The sequence below is a fragment of the Nocardia sp. NPDC005366 genome (assembly GCF_040606855.1).
Lineage (GTDB): Bacteria > Actinomycetota > Actinomycetes > Mycobacteriales > Mycobacteriaceae > Nocardia.
The window spans coordinates 359852-378221 of sequence record NZ_JBEXFQ010000002.1; the positions used below are offsets into that span (position 1 = coordinate 359852).

18 protein-coding genes are annotated in these 18370 nt (G+C 66.6%); 6 read left to right on the forward strand and 12 right to left on the reverse strand.

What is annotated here, in order from left to right:
* Positions 1-20: 20 nt before the first annotated feature.
* The 4 genes from ABZS43_RS03950 to ABZS43_RS03965 form a co-directional block, all read right to left on the reverse strand.
* Positions 21-1379, reverse strand: coding sequence for an aldehyde dehydrogenase family protein (locus tag ABZS43_RS03950; protein WP_355034281.1), 1359 nt, complete (start codon positions 1377-1379; stop codon positions 21-23).
* Complete coding sequence (locus tag ABZS43_RS03955) at positions 1376-2119, reverse strand: gamma-glutamyl-gamma-aminobutyrate hydrolase family protein (RefSeq protein WP_355034282.1); 744 nt, start codon at positions 2117-2119, stop codon at positions 1376-1378. Before ABZS43_RS03955 ends, ABZS43_RS03950 begins: the two co-directional genes overlap by 4 nt.
* Positions 2100-3452, reverse strand: coding sequence for a glutamine synthetase family protein (locus ABZS43_RS03960; RefSeq protein ID WP_355034283.1), 1353 nt, complete (start codon positions 3450-3452; stop codon positions 2100-2102). Before ABZS43_RS03960 ends, ABZS43_RS03955 begins: the two co-directional genes overlap by 20 nt.
* Before the next feature lie 341 nt (positions 3453-3793).
* Positions 3794-4126, reverse strand: a complete 333-nt coding sequence (locus ABZS43_RS03965) for a transglycosylase family protein (protein WP_355034284.1) — start codon at positions 4124-4126, stop codon at positions 3794-3796.
* A 428-nt stretch (positions 4127-4554) separates the two neighbouring features.
* Between ABZS43_RS03965 and ABZS43_RS03970 the strand changes: the two genes are divergently transcribed.
* Positions 4555-4995 (forward strand): nuclear transport factor 2 family protein, encoded by a 441-nt coding sequence (locus ABZS43_RS03970; RefSeq protein ID WP_355034285.1) that lies wholly within the window; start codon positions 4555-4557, stop codon positions 4993-4995.
* Positions 4996-5008: 13 nt separating this feature from the next.
* Here the strand turns inward: ABZS43_RS03970 and ABZS43_RS03975 are convergent, their stop codons facing one another.
* Positions 5009-6451: a cytochrome P450 gene (locus tag ABZS43_RS03975; RefSeq protein WP_355034286.1), complete on the reverse strand. Its 1443-nt coding sequence runs from the start codon at positions 6449-6451 to the stop codon at positions 5009-5011.
* Positions 6452-6540: 89 nt separating this feature from the next.
* The gene (locus ABZS43_RS03980) at positions 6541-7194 is read right to left on the reverse strand and encodes a TetR family transcriptional regulator (protein ID WP_355034287.1); all 654 of its coding nucleotides are present in this window, start codon (positions 7192-7194) and stop codon (positions 6541-6543) included.
* A gap of 207 nt (positions 7195-7401) precedes the next feature.
* Between ABZS43_RS03980 and ABZS43_RS03985 the strand changes: the two genes are divergently transcribed.
* The 4 genes from ABZS43_RS03985 to ABZS43_RS04000 all read left to right on the forward strand — a co-directional run bounded on the left by ABZS43_RS03985 (position 7402) and on the right by ABZS43_RS04000 (position 11232).
* Positions 7402-7824, forward strand: coding sequence for an organic hydroperoxide resistance protein (locus tag ABZS43_RS03985; RefSeq protein WP_355034288.1), 423 nt, complete (start codon positions 7402-7404; stop codon positions 7822-7824).
* Between the two features lie 157 nt (positions 7825-7981).
* Positions 7982-8752: an SDR family oxidoreductase gene (locus tag ABZS43_RS03990; RefSeq protein ID WP_355034289.1), complete on the forward strand. Its 771-nt coding sequence runs from the start codon at positions 7982-7984 to the stop codon at positions 8750-8752.
* Positions 8753-8826: 74 nt separating this feature from the next.
* Positions 8827-9858: a fused (3R)-hydroxyacyl-ACP dehydratase subunits HadA/HadB gene (locus ABZS43_RS03995; protein ID WP_355034290.1), complete on the forward strand. Its 1032-nt coding sequence runs from the start codon at positions 8827-8829 to the stop codon at positions 9856-9858.
* 123 nt (positions 9859-9981) lie between these two features.
* Positions 9982-11232 (forward strand): TMEM143 family protein, encoded by a 1251-nt coding sequence (locus tag ABZS43_RS04000; RefSeq protein ID WP_355034291.1) that lies wholly within the window; start codon positions 9982-9984, stop codon positions 11230-11232.
* Between the two features lie 39 nt (positions 11233-11271).
* Here the strand turns inward: ABZS43_RS04000 and ABZS43_RS04005 are convergent, their stop codons facing one another.
* From ABZS43_RS04005 to ABZS43_RS04030, 6 genes are all read right to left on the reverse strand, one after another.
* Entirely contained in the window at positions 11272-12102 is an 831-nt protein-coding gene (locus ABZS43_RS04005) for an RNA polymerase sigma factor SigF (protein WP_355034292.1), read from the reverse strand.
* A gap of 212 nt (positions 12103-12314) precedes the next feature.
* A complete protein-coding gene (locus ABZS43_RS04010; RefSeq protein WP_355034293.1) occupies positions 12315-12794 on the reverse strand; it encodes a hypothetical protein in 480 nt (159 codons plus the stop codon).
* Positions 12795-13200: 406 nt separating this feature from the next.
* On the reverse strand, positions 13201-14685 hold the full coding sequence (locus tag ABZS43_RS04015; protein WP_355034294.1) for a carboxylesterase family protein: 1485 nt from the start codon (positions 14683-14685) through the stop codon (positions 13201-13203).
* Between the two features lie 84 nt (positions 14686-14769).
* Positions 14770-15723, reverse strand: a complete 954-nt coding sequence (locus tag ABZS43_RS04020; protein ID WP_355034295.1) for an ATP-dependent DNA ligase — start codon at positions 15721-15723, stop codon at positions 14770-14772.
* Positions 15724-15837: 114 nt separating this feature from the next.
* Positions 15838-17160 (reverse strand): serine hydrolase, encoded by a 1323-nt coding sequence (locus tag ABZS43_RS04025; protein WP_355034296.1) that lies wholly within the window; start codon positions 17158-17160, stop codon positions 15838-15840.
* A gap of 126 nt (positions 17161-17286) precedes the next feature.
* A complete protein-coding gene (locus ABZS43_RS04030; RefSeq protein WP_355034297.1) occupies positions 17287-17664 on the reverse strand; it encodes a hypothetical protein in 378 nt (125 codons plus the stop codon).
* Between the two features lie 80 nt (positions 17665-17744).
* Between ABZS43_RS04030 and ABZS43_RS04035 the strand changes: the two genes are divergently transcribed.
* A complete protein-coding gene (locus ABZS43_RS04035; protein ID WP_355034298.1) occupies positions 17745-18263 on the forward strand; it encodes a L,D-transpeptidase in 519 nt (172 codons plus the stop codon).
* The last annotated feature ends 107 nt before the right edge of the window (positions 18264-18370 follow it).

Sequence of the window (18370 nt, forward strand, 5' to 3'; positions counted from 1 at the left end):
TTTCGGAAAGCCCGGTACTGCTAGGTGGCGATGAAGACGTTCTTGGTCTCGGTGAAGGCGATCGCGGCGTCGGGACCGAGCTCACGCCCGAGACCCGACTGCTTGTATCCGCCGAACGGCGTCCAATACCGCACCGAGGAATGGGAATTCACCGACAGATTCCCTGCCTCGACCCCGCGCGCCACCCGCAGCGCCCGCCCCACATCGTTGGTCCAGATGGAGCCGGACAGACCGTACTCGGTGTCGTTGGCGATCCGGACGGCGTCGGTCTCGTCCTCGAAGGGCAGTACCGCGACCACCGGGCCGAATATCTCCTCGGTCAGCAGCCGGTCGTCCGGTCCCGCGGGCAGCACCACCGTCGGCGGATACCAGAATCCGGGACCGTCGGGGCGGGCTCCGATGTAGGCGATCTTCGTCGACGGCTCGATGAACCCGGCAACGCGCGCCCGGTGCGCGGCCGAGATCAACGGGCCCATCTCGGTGGCCTCCTCATTCGGATCACCCACCCGCACGCCCGCGACGGCCGGTTCCAGCAGTTCGAGGAATCGATCGAAAACGCTGCGCTGCACGAGAATACGGGAACGGGCGCAGCAGTCCTGACCCGCGTTGTCGAAGACGCCGTACGGCGCGGTGGCCGCCGCGCGCTCGAGGTCCGCGTCGGCGAAGACGATATTGGCGCTCTTGCCGCCGAGTTCCAGCGTCACCCGTTTCACCTGGGCGGCGCACCCGGCCATGATCTGTCTGCCCACCTCGGTTGACCCGGTGAAAACCACTTTGCGCACCGCGGGATGAGTGACGAACCGCTGCCCGACGACCGCGCCGCTACCCGGCACGACCTGGAACACGCCCTCCGGCAGACCGGCCCGCAGGGCGAGTTCACCGAGGCGGATCGCGGTCAGGGGAGTCAATTCGGCGGGTTTGAGCACCACCGTATTCCCCGCGGCCAGTGCGGGAGCGAATCCCCACGCGGCGATCGGCATCGGGAAATTCCACGGCACGATCACCCCGACCACGCCGAGTGGCTCGTGGAAAGTGATGTCGACTCCGCCCGCGACCGGAATCTGGTTGCCGAGCAATCGTTGCGGGATTCCCGCCGCGTAGTGCAGGACGTCGCGCACATTACCCGCTTCCCATCGGGCGTTGGCGATGGTGTGACCGGCGTTGGCGACCTCGAGCCGGGCGAGATGTTCTAGATCGTCGTCGACGGCGTCGGCGAAACGGCGCAGCAATCGAGCCCTGTCCTCCGGGGCGATAGCGCGCCAGCCCGGCGCGGCTGACCGGGCACGCTCGATGGCGGCGTCGGTCGCCGCCTCGTCGGCGAGTTCGATCGCCGCCACGACCTCTTCGGTCGCCGGATTGATCACCTGTGCCGTTGTCACGCCGCTCGCTCCTCTCGCGCTACCGCCGCGGTGACCAATGCCCGCATCAGGCGATCGTCGGCGGCATTCTCCTCCGGATGCCATTGCGCGCCGACCAGGAAGGGACCGCTCGATGCCTCCACCGCCTCGATGGTGCCGTCCGCCCCGTGCGCGGTCGCGACCAACCCGGCGGCGAGCCGATCCACGGCCTGATGATGGTGACAGTGCACCCGGAGCGCGGACCCGATGATCCCCGCCACCCGGCTGCCCGGTGTGGTCGTCACGTCCACGAGTGTGAAAGAGCCGGAACCACCCGAATGGCCCTCGTGTCCGACTACATCGGGCAGATGCCGGACGAGTGTTCCGCCGAGCGCCACATTGACCAGTTGCAGACCACGACACACCGCGAGCACGGGCATTTCCGCCGCGCGGGCCAGCCGGAACAGCTCGAATTCGGAATCGTCGCGATCGGCCCTGGTGTATCCCCCGAACGCGGTGGCCGCGGGGGGCGCGCCGTACCGGGCGGGATCGATATCGGCCCCGCCGGTCAGTACGAGACCGTCGAGCCGCGCGAGCAGTTCCGGGCGCGCGACGCCCGCGGGCGGCAGCAGTACCGGTATCCCGCCCGCCCGCTCCACCATGGCGACATAGCTGTGGTGCAGGACGGCGCTGAGGGTGTCCCACGCGCCGAAAGCGGCGCGCTCCAGATAGGTGGGCAGGCCGATGACGGGACGGGGACCGTCAGAGTCGTTCGAAGCCACGGGTTCGCTCCCAATCGGTGACCGCGGCGTCGAAGGCGTCGAGTTCGACCTGTGCCGCATTCCGGTAGTGCTCCACCACATCATCGCCGAAGGCCGCGCGCGCCACCGTGGAGTCACCGAAGAGTTGCGCGGCTTCCCGTAACGTCCGTGGCACCCGTGGCCGCTGCGAACGGTAGGCGTTGCCGTGGAACTCCGGCTCGAGCGGCAGTGCGTGCTCGATGCCGTGCAGACCGGCGGCGATCGTGGCCGCCACCGCGAGGTACGGATTCACGTCACCGCCGGGAATGCGGTTCTCCATCCGCAGGGAATCTCCCCCGCCGACGACACGTAACGCGCACGTGCGGTTGTCAACACCCCAGGTCAACGCCGTCGGCGCGAAACTGCCCGGAGCGAATCGTTTGTAGGAGTTGATATTCGGGGCCAGCAGATAGGTGAACTCGCGCAGGCAGTCCAGCTGACCGGCCAGGAAATGCCGCATCAGGGCCGAGGTACCGGCCGGTTCGTTACCCGCGAAGACCGGCTCGCCGTCCATCGTGCGCAAGCTGAGGTGGATATGGCACGAATTACCCTCGTGCTCATTGTATTTCGCCATGAAGGTGAGGCTGCGCCCCTCCTGGGCGGCGATCTCCTTGGCCCCGGTCTTGTAGATGCTGTGGTTGTCGCAGGTCACCAGCGCTTCGTCGTAGCGGAAGGCGATCTCGTGCTGCCCCGGATTACATTCCCCCTTCGCCGACTCGACGTACATTCCCGCACCCGACATGTCGTTGCGGATGCGGCGCAGCAGCGGTTCGAGCCGAGCGGTGCCGAGCATCGAATAGTCGACGTTGTACTGGTTGGCGGGGGTCAGTCCTCGATAGCCGCTGTCGCGGGCCGATTCGTAGGTGTCGTCGAACACCAGGAATTCCAGTTCGGTGCCGACGTAGGCGCGCAACCCGTGCGCAGCCAGCCGAGCCAGCTGCGCCCGCAATATCTGGCGCGGTGACACCCGCACCGGCTCACCTTCGGGCCGCACCCGCTCGATATCGCAGAGCACAAGGGCGGTACCGGGCAGCCACGGCACCAGGCGCAGCGTCGCGAGATCGGGCCTGAGGACGAAATCGCCGTAGCCGGTTTCCCACGAGGAGTGCGCGAAGCCGTCGACGGTGTTCATCTCGACGTCGACCGCGAGCAGATAGTCGCAGGCCTCGGTGGCGTGGTCGAGCACCTCGTCCAGGAAGTACCGGCCCGAACAACGCTTACCCTGCAACCGGCCCTGCATATCGGTCATGGCGACCAATACGGTGTCGAGTTCGCCGGATTCGATCCGCTCCCGCAATTCCGTCGGTCCCAGCATCCCCGATCGCATTCGCAGCCCCTCTCGGCGTCACAACCGTGCCAACGCTAGAGGAAGAACAGGCCATGCGGGCCGGGACACGCAAACCTGGTCGATGCGCCCCTGGTCGAACGGCTCGCCCCGTTCGGCGCGGGCAGACACCGAGCCACCGGGGGCGGCTCACAGACCGCGTACCGTCTTGTGATACGGCCCATCACCGATATGCGGCCACACTAGATTTATTCGATTCAACAGGTCTTCGCTATTTACAGCGCGTATAACGGACAAATAGCTCGACGCCCACCGAATAAATCGATGGGCGTCGAGCGAATGCTATGACTTAGTCAGTAGCGGTGCGAGACTCAGAGGTACGCGCCGCATACCGGCCAAGCACCGGGACCCTGGCCCGCGAGCACGTTCTCGGCCACGCGGATCTGCTCCTCGCGACTGGCGTTCTCGGGCGAGCCCGATCCGCCGTAGGCGGCCCAGGTGCTCGGGGTGAACTGCAGACCACCGCTGAAGCCGTTTCCGGTGCTGGTGCCCCAGTTGCCGCCGCTCTCGCACTGTGCGACAGCATCCCAGTTGTGACCTGCGGCGGAAGCGGTAGCCGAGGAGAGGCCCAGCGGGATGGCTACGAGGGCGCCCACGATCGAGGCGAATCCGAGGACACGGGTGCTGATCTTGTTATGCGACATTCGAAGTTTCCTGCCTGCGCCCTTCCGACCCGGCGTTACCTCAACCAGGACCCTGCCCCCAGGAAATGTCGGGGATTCTCGAACCGTGGGGCAGGATTACGGTGTTCGGCGATTCGAGTTCGAGCCCATCTCGGTGATCCGGGCTGAGAACCAACATAACCAAGAGTTCGCGAAAGATCACGCACCGATAACGGTGACTAATTCTTGACCATCCGGTCAACACTCGGACATCAATGCAGTTCGAGACGCAAAAGTCATGAATGACATACATGTCGTTATAGCGTCGTTATGTGTTGGGGATCACTTCGAAATAGTGATCCGCGTCGCGCGAACACCCCCGATATGCCGCGCGGATCGCACCTCTTGCGCACCGGGCCGCACCCCTGGTGCCATTGCGCAGGCCCGCTCCGCACCCCCTGGAGGCACCCGTGTTATCGCTGCAAGAGATCTCCGACCGCCTGGAGATCCAGGACCTGATGGTTCGCTACGCCCACGCCGTCGACACCGAGCAGTGGGATCTGCTCGACGACGTCTTCACCCCCGACGCCCGCGTCGACTATTCGGCGATGGGCGGATCGGCCGGTGACCTCACCGAGACCAAGCGGTTCCTCGCCCAGGTCATGCCGAACTTCCCCGCCTTCCAGCACCTGGTCGCGGCCTCCTCCATCACCGTCGACGGCGATGCCGCCACCGCGCGCACCATCTGTCACAACCCCATGCTCGTCCCCGGCCAGGACGGCGCGAAGGCCCTGATGCTGTGCGGTCTGTGGTACCTGGACACGCTGGTCCGCGTGGACGGCGCGTGGCGGATCGCCGAGCGCGTCGAGGAGAAGAGCTACATGTTCCTCGTCGACGGCACGTCCGCCTAGCGCCGCGCGGGGCCTACCCGCGCCTGCGCAGCGTGATCGGCACACCGTCCTTCGGGAACGGCAGGGCGCTCATCTGCCACGGCATCTCGTAGTCCGCGGCGAAATCCCACTCGTAGCCGCACAGCAGCGTGTGCAGCATGACCTTGACCTCGTGCATGGCGAAGTACATGCCGATGCATTTGTGCACACCCGCCCCGAAGGGCATCCAGGCGTAGCGATGCGCCTTGTCCTCGCGACGTTCCGGGCCGAAGCGGTCGGGATCGAATTTCCACGGATCGGTCCAGTACTCGGGCAGGAAGTGGTTGGCGACGGCGCCGAGCACCACATTCGAGCCCGCGGGCACGTAATAGCCGTCGACCTCGGCGTCCTTGACGGCCTTGCGCATGATGAACGGCACCGGCGCGATGATGCGCATCGATTCCTTGATCACCAGGTCGAGCGAGGTGAGGGAATTCAGCGCGTCCACCTCGAGCGGGCCGGCGCCGAGCGCGAGGGATTCATCGCGAACGCGCCGCTGCCATTCCGGATGCTTGCCGAGGAAGTAGGTCGCGACGGTCGCGGTGATGGTCGAGGTGTCGTGCGCGGCCAGCAGCAGAAAGATCATGTGGTCGATGACCTTGCGGTCGCTGAAGCGCTGGCCGTCCTCGGTTTCGATATGACACAGCGCCGAGAAGAAGTCGGAACCGTCGCCGGTCCGCTTGGCCGGCAACATCTGCGCGAAGTACTGCTCGAGTTCGCGGCGTCCACGCAGCCCGGACTTCCACCGACTGCCGGGTACCGGGAATCGCAGAGGCGATTCGCAGGCCAGCAGCATCGCTTCGAATGCCGAGGCGAGGCGGTCGGCTTCCGGCCCGAGCCGCACGCCCATGAAGACATCGGCGGCGATATTCATCGAGAGCTTCTTCACCGACGGATACAGCTTGATCGGCTCTCCGGTCGGCCATTGCCCGATCCGCTCCTGGGCCAGTTCGGCAACCCTGGTGAAGTAGGCGCGCAGCCGGTCTGGCATGAATGCCTGCTGCATGATGCGCCGATCCAGCCGATGCTCGTCGAAATCCAGCAGGAGCAGACCACCGTGGAAGAACGGGTCGATGAGATCCTTCTGCCCGGTGATGAATGCCTTGTCGCGATTGCCGAGCACCGAGTCGATGGCCTCGCCGCCTGCCGCGAGCACCATATCGCGGCCGAATCCCCTCGACCACACCAGTTTTCCGAAGCGTTCGACCATGGCGAGCGTATAGGCGGACCCGTAGTGCAGCGATTGCAGCGAATCACCGATCCACGGCAGTCCGGCATGTCCCGGCACCGGTTTGAGACCGCTACCGGGCGGCGGCTCGGCGAGTACGCCGCGACGTTCGGGTATCCATCGAACGGCCCGGTCCAGCAGGCCGTTCGGCATCTCGACGAACAGCCCGTTCTCCGGGACGCGGCTCTTGCGGGATTGGAGTGCCACCATGGCAGTCCTCCTCTATCGATCGATCGCGACGCTCCTCGTCGAACGTGGCGACATGATGGGAAAGCTGTTGCGGCGCGATAGTCGGGCGGTCATTGTTCGACACCAACCCGGTGCGCGTCGGTCGCGTGGTCCAGTAGCAGCGGATTGAGGTGGCGGCGCGCGAAGGCGCGCGCGTCGGCCGGGTCGTCGATGGCGATACTGCGCGACGGAGTGAGCAGGAACGACAACATGATGCGCACGGCGAGTTCGGCGACGACCTGTAGTTCCGCGCCCGAACGATCCTCCATGGCGTCGCGCGCCAGTTGCACGGCGAGGAACGTGGCCCCGGTATCGACCAGACTGCCGCCGTCGGTGGTGAGATAGGGCAGCAGTGAATCGGGTTCGATCTCCAGCAACCGATTCAGCAGCGTGTTCTCGCGCAGAAACGCTACGGAGAAGACGAAACCCTCGGTGAGCTTGTCCTCGGTCGAGGAGAAACCCGCCATTTCCATCTCCAGCGCGATGAGGAAACGGCCCATCTCGCGCAGGATCACGGCCTCGACGATGTCGTCCTTACCGGGAAAATGCCGGTACAGCGTGACTCGCGCGAGCCGCGCACGACGGGTGATGTCCTCCACCGTGGTGCGTTTGATCCCGACGGTCTCGAACTGCGCGAGTGCGGCATCCAGGATGCGTTCGGCGGTGCCCACCGGCGCGTCCGCACCGGCCGATGTCACCGCCCTGGCCAGGATTCCACGCCGCATACCGCCTCCTGAAACATCGGGCGCCGTCACCTCGACCAGCGCCCTCACCAGGTGAATGAAACAAAGATACGCGGTATGTAACTTCATCCTCAAGGCTTTCAGCGAACGTTTTGTGACGCGGACCACCGCGATTTAGATTGTACACAATCTAATTGCTGGCTACCGTATTGTCGGTAACCAATCAGCCGCACAGAAGGAGTCCGACCCATGAAGGTTCTGTACACCGCGGAGGCCCTGGCGACCGGCGACGGGCGCAACGGACACGCCCGCAGCACCGACGGCCGAGTCGACGTGAACCTGGCCATGCCGAAGGAACTCGGCGGCGACGGCGAGGGCACCAACCCCGAGCAACTGTTCGCGGCGGGCTATGCGGCCTGCTTCCATTCGGCACTGCGACTGGTCGCGAAAGCCGCGAACGCCGATACCGCCGACTCCGCGGTCGGCGCGAAGGTCGGCATCGGCCCGAACGCCGACGGCGGTTTCCAACTCGCCGTCACCCTCGAGGTGTCGCTGCCACATCTGTCCCGCGACGAGGCGCAAGCCCTGGCGGACAAGGCGCATTCGGTGTGCCCGTACTCCAACGCCACTCGCGGCAATATCGACGTCACCGTCGTCGTCGCGGAGGACTGAGCGCACACCGACTTCTCGGGAGGGCCCGCCGCGGCGAGGCTGGCCGCACCGCTCGGTCAACCAAGCACTTGCTTGGGTCGCGTGGGTGCGCTATCAATAGGGAGCGGGCATCGTCTGCGCGCACTTGACGATCGTTCCCCCGCACCGAGAGGTAGAGATGAACGATTTCGGTCACCGATCCGGTGTCGCGCTCGTCCTCGGCGCCAGCGGCGGCCTGGGCCGGGCCACCGCACGCCTGCTGCTCGAACGCGGCAGCGATGTCGCGCTGACCTACTTCCGGTCACCGCGCCGGCTCGATGACCTGGTGGATACCGCCGGTGCGCTGGGTCGCACCGCCAGATCCTGGCAACTCGATCTGACCGACGCGGCGCGGACCGCGGCTGTCGTCGCCGAAGTGGCCGCCGACCTCGGCGGTATCCACACGCTCATCTACGCGGCAGGCCCCCACGTGCCCATGGTGCACTTGAGCCGCGTCACCCCCGACGAATTGCGGCAGCAGCTGGTCACCGACACCGTCGGCTTCTTCAACGCGGTGCACGCCGCACTGCCGCATCTGCGGGCGAGCCGGGGCAATATCGTCGCCGTCACCAGTGCGGCAACCACCCGATTCCCTATTCGGGACGGGCTGTCCACGACACCGAAGGCCGCGGTGGAAGCCCTGATCCGCGGCATCGCGACCGAGGAGGGCCGTTTCGGCGTGCGCGCCAACTGCGTCGGCCCCGGTATGACCACCGACGGCATGGCCGAACGCCTGATCGGCTCCGGCGAACTCGACGATCACGCCCTCGAGATCGCCCGCGCCAATATCCCGCTGCGCTGCTTCGGTGACGCCGAGGACATCGCCGAAGCCGTCTGCTTCCTCGCCTCCGATCGCGCGGATTTCATCACCGGCCAGAAACTCGATGTCGACGGCGGCTACAGCGCGTAGTCGGCGCGCCCATTCGGCAAATGGGTGCCTGCCACCGATAGTGGGTCGATGGCAACCGGGAGAGGAGTTCGATGATGGAGGTCGTCGAGATGGCGCGCGGTGAGGTCGAGCCGATATCTCATATCCGCTCGCGCGTCGGGCAGCGTTTCCGGATCCAGGACAGCTACCTGGTCGGGCGCGAGAAGGTCAGGGAGTACGCGCGGGCCGTCCAAGACTTCCATCCCGTGCACTGGGACGAGGACACCGCCGCGGCATACGGCTATCCGGCCCTGCCCGCACCACCGACCTTCACCTGCCTGCTCATGGGTTCGGTCCAGAAGGCCATGAGCGAAGTCCTCGTCGGCATCAATATGACCACCACCGTGCAGACCGACCAGGTCTTCCGTTATCACCGGCCGATTCTCGTCGGCGACGAGATCACCAGCAATGTCTCGCTGCATTCGTTCCGCTCGGCGTTCGGCGGCGACATGATCGTCATCGAGAACGCCATCACCAACCAGCACGAGGATTTGGTCGTCATGGCCTACACCTCGGTGATCGCACAGTCCGACGCCGCCGGTGAGGCCGACAGGATCGCCGCCGGATTGGCCGCGATCGAGCGTCACGACATGAGCAGCCCGGCCCGACTCCTGCGGTGGCCGACACCGCTGCCCGAACCTGCCGCGCCTGCGCCCGGCCCGCGCGCACGCGCCTTCGACACGGTGTCGGCCGGCGAGGAACTGCCACTGCGCAGGGTCGAGCTGTCCCTCGGCGATCTGGTGAACTACGCCGGTGTTTCGGGCGATCCCAATCCGATCCATTTCCATTCGGGCGCGGCCGAACTCGTCGGCCTCGACCGCGGCGTCGTCGCGCACGGCATGCTGACCATGGGGCTCGGCGCGGGTTTCGTCACCACCTGGCTCGACGATCCGGGTGCGCTGCGGCAGTACTGCGTGCGGATGACGAGCCCGGTGTACGTGGGCGCCGACGGCCGCAGCGTCGTCGAATTCCAGGGCAAGGTCAAATCCGTCGACCCGAGCACCCGTACGGCGGTCATCGCGCTCACCGCGACATACGGCGGGAAGAAGATCTTCGGACGCGCTACGGCGGTCGTCGGGCTGACCTGAAAGTCATCGCACGGCTGTGCATTACACTGCTGCTCCGCTGTGTGTACCCGCGCGGTGCGCGGTCGATGTCCGCATCCTCTGATGGTGATGGCCGACGGGCGTGCCCGCCGAGAGGAGTTGCCGATGGACGCCGAACACTTCCTGCCGTTTCGCAAGAGCGCGGTGATCTCGCTGTGTGCCGAGGAACTGCCCGATGCGGAGCGCGCGTCGTTCCTGGAGTTCGCGCGTCTATTGGCGGCCTTGCTGCATCACCGATTCCATGTGCGCGGTGACTCGGTGCTCGACGCCTATCAACTGGTCGATCCCGCGGAGGATGAGCGGACGATCCGTGCCGCGACACCTCGGGATCGGGCGGCGGCACGGGCGACAGTGGAACGTGAACTCGTCGCGCTGGCCGAGGCCGCCGACTTCACCCGCATCGACGCGGCCGAGATCGAGCGCTCCTTCGCCGAACACTCACTGGTGAAGGTGCGACTGGAGATCGACGACGACGATATCGACACGGCGATGTTCTTCCGGCGCGGAGTAGCGCAGCGCACCGAGAAGGTGAAGTGGCTCTACGGGTTGCGGCGACGCAGCGTCGAATTCACCAGCTACTCCAAGGTTCTCGTGTACATCGCGTTCACCGAGCGCCCGCAGGCGACCGCGGATCGGCCGAACGGCGGCGTCCTGCTGAAGATGTTCCAGAACGTACCGAGAAATGACCTCGAGATGCTGTACCCGAGAGTCCGAGTGCGGATGCGGCCGCTGGACAAGCTGCTGATCGGTGTGCCCGCGGTGATCTCCGGGATCATCGTTCTCGTCACCAAACTGATCGCCTCGCTGGGACTGCTGGTACTGCTGCTGGCGTTCTGGCTCGGGCTACGCGAGGAATCCGTGCTGCTCGATCAGACCGCGCTGGTCACCCTTGGCGCCGGGGTGGCGGCCTTCGGCGGATACCTGGTGCGACAGTTCTCCAAATTCAAGAACCGCAAGATCACGCTGATGAAGACGCTGTCGGAACACCTCTACTTCCGCAATCTCGACAACGACGCGGGAGTGTTCCACCATTTGCTCGACGCTGCCGAGGAATCCGAGGTGAAGGAAACCATCCTGGCCTACCACTTCCTGCGCACGGCCGACCGCCCACTGACCGCGGCCGCACTCGATCAGCGGGTAGAGAACTGGTTCCGCGCGCGGTGGGAAACAACCTTCGACTTCGAGATCGGCGGCGGGCTGCGCACACTCCGGGAGCTGGAACTGCTCACCGAGGACGACGACGGCACACTGGGCGCGGTGGCGCTGCCCGAGGCGAAACAGCGGCTGGACCGCCGCTGGGACAACCTGTTTCGCGCCGACATCCCGATATCCAGTGCGGCAAGCGCCGGTTCATGAGGCTCAGCGGGCCGACGTCGGTTCGCGGCCGTCCCTCGCTCAGGCGACCCGATACTCCTGGTCGTCGCCGAGCGCCTGTTCCCGCAGCTTCTTCAGGGTTCTGGTGAGGATGCGCGACACCTGCATCTGCGAGACGCCGAGGCGGTCGGCGATCTGCGCCTGGGTCTTGTTCTCGAAGAACCGCATCACCAGCACCCGGCGTTCCCGCTCGGGCAGCGCGGCGAGCAGCGGGCGCACCGCCAAAGCGTCCTCGAGCAGCCGGTAGGAGGGCTCCTCGGCGCCGAGCGTGTCCGCGATCGACGGGCGGGCCTGCTCATCGGACGAGCTCGCGACGGCGTCGAGGGAATTGGTCTGGTAGGCGTTGGCGGCCATCAGCGCCTGCGTCACCTCGACGACGTCGAGGTCGAGTTCGGCCGCGATCTCGCGCGCGGTGGGCATGCGGCCCAGGCGCTGGGACAGCGCCTCGATGGCAGGACGGATCAGCGCCTGCACCTCCTTGGCGCGGCGCGGCACCCGCAGCGCCCAGGTGCCGTCACGGAAATGCCTGCGTACCGAACCCATGATGGTCGGCACCGCGAAAGAGAGGAAAGTCGCGCCGCGCGACACGTCGTAGCGGTCGACGGCTTGGACGAGGCCGAGCCTGGCGACCTGCAACAGGTCGTCGAAATCCTCGCCGCGCCCGGAGAATTTGCGCGCGATGTGCTCGGCCAGCGGCAGGCACCGCTCCACGATCTGCGTGCGCAGGCTCGACCGGTGCGGGTCGTCCGCGTCGAGTGCGGCCAACTTGTCGAACCACGGCTCGATATCGTCGTAGCTGTCCCGACGGGCGGCGCTGTGCGTTCCTTCGGCAGAAGCTGGTGTCCTACTCATCCGATATCCCTCGTTCCGTCTCGAGCTCGGCGACGCCCGGATACCCCGGCGAACGCGATCGACACCTCTCGATTCGAGAAAATCTTCGAAATCGACCTGACCAGCATCTTTGCCGAAAGATTGAGCCGATGTCCGCGCTGACGGGCCGGTGTGGGCGGCGATCCGCGGGCCAGGACCGCGCCCCTGATCCGAGCGGGGTCGCGGATAACGTCTCAGGACGGCGCCGCGATCTTGGTGATGGCCATGCCGTTCGAACCCGCGGCGACGGTGACGAATTGGCGGTACGTGCGGGCGGGGGCGGCGGGGCGCAGTTCGGTGATGACCACGTCGAAGCGACCGTCGGCCAGCGGAGTGATCAGCACGCAGTGCTGTGTTCCCGGAGGGATCGAGGCGATACCCGCGCCGATCACCTCGGCCGTCGGTACCGCGGCGTTCTCGGTCGTCAGTGCGCGCGCCTGCGCACCCGACCGGCTCACGTAATAGGCGTGCTGGAAAGCGAGGATGGTCTCGGGACCGGTTGCCGTGGAGCCGACGCCATTGCCGCGCACCAATTGGTCGGTCCGGGTCGGCTCGCAGCCCGGCCCACCCCCGAGCACCGGATCGGCGGCCGTCGCCGCCTGGCGCGGCGTTGTCACCGCGCCGGAGTAGACCATCACCACCGCGACGGCCGAGAGCGACGCACCCAACGCCACCGATCCCACCAGCCAGGATCTGCGGCGGGGGCGACGCGTCGGCCTGCGCTGACGCCCTTTCGACGCGGGGAGCGTGCGTCCAGGCGACAGCGTGCGCGGCGGGGGCAGAGCCCGCGACGAGGGTAGTGTGCGCGACGGCGCCTCCCCGGACGCCGGAATCATTCCCGGCCACAGCGGAACCGCTCCAGACCGCCCCCGACCACGGGCGGCGCCCGTACGCAGCGCGCCGACACCACGCGTGGGATCGGACGTGTTCGACGACCTCATCACTCGCCGCACCCCCTTTTACCGGCGCCTTTTCGGCGACCTCGGGTTTCCCTCTCAATGCTGTTGAGCTCTAACAACATTGCACATCTCATCGGATTATGGCGGTCGAACGGCCGACGGGCCACCGATACCGCAGGACTCAGTGCGCGAGAGCGGATGCCAGTGCGGCACGCTCGTCGGGGCGCGGGTCGGGAATCAGCGCGGAGGCCGGGTCGTCGAAGTTCATCACCCGTTCGCCGTCGGCGTAGCGAGGCCAACCGGGGTCGCCGGAGGTGGCGAATGCGATCCAGGCCGCGTGCATTTCGTCGGCGAGGCGTTGGGGCGGATTCGGGCCGGTCAGCCGGGGACCGGCCGCGAGCGTGTCGAAGACGAAGGGTACCTCGAGAGCATGGATCGCGCCGAGATCGGCGCGCCGCCAAGCGAATTCGTAGAGGTAGGCGGGAGTTCCCGCGGCGGCGTGTGCCGACGCGATATCCCTGGTCGGGCTGCGGAACACCGCGTCGGTGACGATAGCGGCCAGTAGATCGCCGCCGGTGGCATCGGGCCGATTCGCCGCGTAATGCTCGATCACCGAGGCATCGATGCCGAAGCGCGCGAGGGCGAACGGCAGCCGCCGCATGGTGATCGCGGCGGCCAGACCGGTCGGGACGGTGAACAGCCGGAATTCCTCGGCCGTGCATCCGGCGAGCAGCGGTATGCCGCGCGCGGACCCCGCGGCGATGGCCGCGGCGGGTTCTTCGGTGAGCAGTTCACCGTCGAGCGTCGGGAAGAAACTCATGATGCCCGCCCCGCGCGCGAGCACCGACCGTCCCCAGCGGGCCGGATTCGGATCGCGACCGATATCGGCGGCGACGGCCTCCTGCGCGGCGAGCAGCACCGAGGGCGCCACCGCCGCACATGCTCGCGCCGTCGCGGGCAGTCCGAGCGCGTCGGCCAGCGCGCCGCCGAGCAACCGCGCGTCATCGAGGGTGGCCACCACGCCGCCGTTACCGCTCTGCATGATCGCCCGCGTGAACAGCCCGCGCGCCGCGGGCGAAGCGAGCAGCGATGCGACGCTCATCCCGCCCGCCGATTCACCGAAGACGGTGACATTGCCGGGATCTCCGCCGAATGCCCGGATATTCTCCTGCACCCAGGCCAGCGCGGCCAGCTGATCGAGCAGACCCCGGTTCGGCGGCGCGCCATCGAGCACCGCGAAACCCGAAGCGCCGAGCCGATAATTGAGCGCGACCAGCACGACGCCGTCACGGGCGAAGGCGGCCCCGTCGTATACGGGCACGGCATTGGATCCGTGCAGGAAAGCGCCCCCGTGGATCCACACCATCACCGGCAGGCCCGCGCCACCCGGATCCGGCGTCCACACATTCACATTCAGGTATTCCGGGCCTGACACGGTGTAGGTTCCGAGAATCGCCTCGATCGCGGGCGGATAGGGCCCCTGAACACAGGTCGCACCGAGCGCACCGGCCTCACGCACCCCGGCCCAGCCCTCGACCGGTTCCGGTCGCCGGAAACGCGCCTCACCCACCGGAGCCGCCGCGTACGGGACCCCGAGAAACGCGCTGATTCCGTCGATATTCCTGCCCCGGATCTTTCCCCCGGTCACCGCGACGATCGGTTCCACGATCCACTCCTGTCTCACCGGCCCGACATCAGCGTTCACAATCCCGCGTGATCGCGCGGGAGAATCGCCGGATCGCGCCGGGCGCTACTCCGCGCGGCGCGCCCGCGCGCGACGCTTCCCCTCGTGCATGGCCTGAACCCTGGCGACGGGGATGGTGTGGCCCTCCTCGATCAGGTCGGCGGGCAGGATCTGCGGGGTCGGCATTTCCGCGGCCCACGGATCGCGGTCGCCGAGATGTCCCGGCGCGGTGCGGATGGTGAAATCGGCCGGAGTCACATTCTCGAGGTCGGCCCACGGCACCGGGAACGAAACGGTGGCATCCGGGCGCACCCGCGGACTGTAGGCGGCGACGACCGTCGCACCACCCGCCCTGGTCGAATCGAGGAATACCTTGCCGCCGCGGTCTTCTCGGATGAAAGCGGTGGTCGCCAGATCCGGATCGATGCGTTCGGCGCGGGCCGCGATCGCACGGGTGGCGGCGGCGGCATCCTCGAGGGGAAGGCCCGCGGTCACCGGGATGAAGATGTGAACCCCTTTGGCCCCACTGGTTTTCACCGCGCCGGCCAACCCGTCGTCGGCCAGTGCCCGCCGGATCAGCGCGGCGGCCAGCACCGCCTGGCGAAAAGGCGCGCCGGGCGGCGGATCGATATCCAGTACGAGATGAGTCGGGCCCGCGGTGTGCTCGGCGAGCAGCAACGTGGTGTGATACTCGACCGCCCGCTGATTGCCGAACCACAGCAGCGTGCGCAGATCGTCGCAGAGGGCATAGGACACCTCGCGCCGGGAACTGTCCGCCCAGATCGTCACCCGGTGTACCCACTCCGGCGTGTACTTGGGCAGATTCTTCTGCATGAACGGTTCCTGGCCGGGCCGGATCCGCACCACCGACAACGGACGATCCCGCAGATTCCGCACCATGCGCTCACCAACGGTCTCGAGATAGTCGATCAGGTCCCGTTTGGTGGCCTGCGCGCCGTCGAACAGCGGCTGGTCCAGGTTGGTCAGTTCGACGCCCGCCCGAACCTCCGCGTTGCCCATGGACCCACCATGCCCGGCGCGGCGGGCCGGGTCAACCATCCGAGCCGCCCGCTCCGCCGGGGACCGCACCGCGAAGACGGGCGCGCACCGCTCGGCATCGTGACCCCCTCGGCCTCAACGAATTCCCGGTGTCTGCGGGTCGGGGCCGATACAGCCGAGGACGAAACAGCCCGGCGGCCAACCGGCGATCGGCGGACCGAGCGGTTTCCCGAGGCAGCTCACCGGGCCGCACCCCGGATAGGCGGAGGGACCGATGCCGAAGGCGGCGAGGGTGGTGGACGGATTCGAGATCGTCGGATCCATGAGACTGATGTCCTCGCGTGGAACATACGGGCCGGGGTCGGCCAGACGCGGTTCACGGAAGGCCGCCGCGGTGTTGCGCAGGACATCGTGGGGGAAGCTGACCGACCCGCCGGGCACGGTGACACCCGTCCAGCTGATCACCAGCCCCAGACTCGGCGCGATGAAGACGTCCTGGCGCAGCATGCCCGACATCTGCACCGCGTCCGGCGGCAGTCCGGGAAACAGGACTTCGCAACCGGGACCGTTCACGACGAAGAGAAATCCGTAGCAGGGATTCGCGGGCGAGGGTTCGGTCGCCCGCGTGAGGTATTCGGCCGAGATGACCTGCTGATCGCGCCATGCGCCCTTGTTGAGGACGAGCAACCCCAGTTTGACGAAATCGTCGGGCGGCAGGATCAGGTGGGCGTAGCCGTAGGTGTTCCCGCTGCGGTCGCGGCCCCAGTGGTAGTCGGTGCGCTCGATACCCAAGGGGGAGAACAGTTTCCGCTGCGCGAATGCCTGAAGATCTTCGCCGACCGCCTGCTGCGTCACATAGGCGAGCAGGTCGACGGCACGCTGGCTGTACTGCCACACGGTGCCCTGCGGATGCTCGATCGGCATCGCCATGGCCTGCGCCACCACATTCGGATCGAGTTGCACGAGTCCGGTGACGCCCTCCGACGCGACCGCGACCTGCATACCGGAGGACTCGGTGAGCAGACTCCGCACCGTGATCGCCCGGTGCGCCTCGTCACCGAGTCCGGCGGGCAGGTGCGCCCCGATCGGATCGTCGAGCCGCAACCGTCCCTCGTCGATCGCGATACCGGCGACCATGGCGACCACACTCTTGGTCACGCTCCACATATTCCATGGCTGCCCACCGGTTTCCGCGTTGTGCGGTCCCGTCGCGATGAGGCAGTTGTTCCGGAAGACCTGGACATTCCTGCGCGTCGGATCCGACGCGAATGCCACCGCGGCGGCCAGTGCGGCCGAATCGATGCCCACCTCTTCGGGTATCGCGGTCTGGGGCACCCGACCGGAACCGACTTCGCAATGCCACAAGCCGTCGGGCGCGCCCGCGGCCACCCCGGCCACCCCGCCCGCCAGCAGCAGCACCGCGAAAAGGGGTACCGCCAGTCTCACCAGATGATTCACAACGTCCTCCGCCGGTCGTAGCTGATCAACTGCGACATCGAGCGGGAACATTCACCGGTTACGTGATTCGGACCCCCCACTTATCTGGGCGGAGGTTCTGGGGACACCCCCGTCGGTTCTCGACACTCAGTCCCGATGGGCCATGTCGTACCACTGATTCGGGATCGACCAATCCCACGCCTTGGCCTCGGCCTCTTCGCGCACCGATTCCTGGTAGCAGTGCATCGAGCCGCCGACGCTCGCGCCGTACAGGAGCAGGCCGCGACGGATGTGGCGCCACAGCGCGTGAACCGAGATGCGTCGTTGCATCGGAAACCTCCTCGAGTTCGGTGCGGTCACAATACCGACATAGCTCACGTTTCGGGCGGGAATCGCAATATCGGCGTGTACCACTCCTTTCTTCGGAAAATGAACTGCCCCGACTTGCCCACCCGATAAAATCACGCAGGCGATGCGCAAACTGATTATCCCGACCTGGATCCGCACAGATCGCTCGTTCTTCACGACGATCCTCTATATTCGGCGACGTACTGGACGCATCACCCTCGCAAAGCGACACGAGGGCAGCGGGAAAAGGGGTTCTCATGAGCATCAAGAAATCACGCGGACGGGCGGCTGGATATGCCGTTCTCGCAGGTATCGCGGCGGCGGGCTTCACTCTCACCGCGACGGCGCAGGCCGAGCCACTGTGGCCGGGCGGCCCGGACGTGCCGGGTCTGCCCGCACTGATCCCACCGCCGCCACCCGCGCCGGTATACGCGCCATGTGCCGCCGATGCACGGTTCTGCCTGCGGCTTTCCACCAACGAGGGCTGGTTGATGGAGGACGGGAAAGTGACATACGGCCCGACCCCGATCTCCCACGGTCGGCCGGGTTACGAGACACCCCCCGGCAGGTTCCGCGTCGCGTTCAAAAAGGAGGACCACTGGAGCACGATGCATAATGCGCCGATGAAGTGGGCGGTCTTCTTCAACGGCGATATCGCGACCCATATCGGGCCGATCGAGGAACAGTCGCACGGCTGTATCCGGATGACGCCCGAAGGCGCAGAAGCGACCTACAAACATCTCTCCCCCGGCGACATCGTCGAAGTCGTGGAATGACGTCGATCCGGTAACGAAATGGCCGCCGCATCTTGTGCGGCGGCCATATTCATGCGCCCGTATTCGACGGAGTTAATTCAGGCAATGTCATCCGAAGTTCGGCCGAA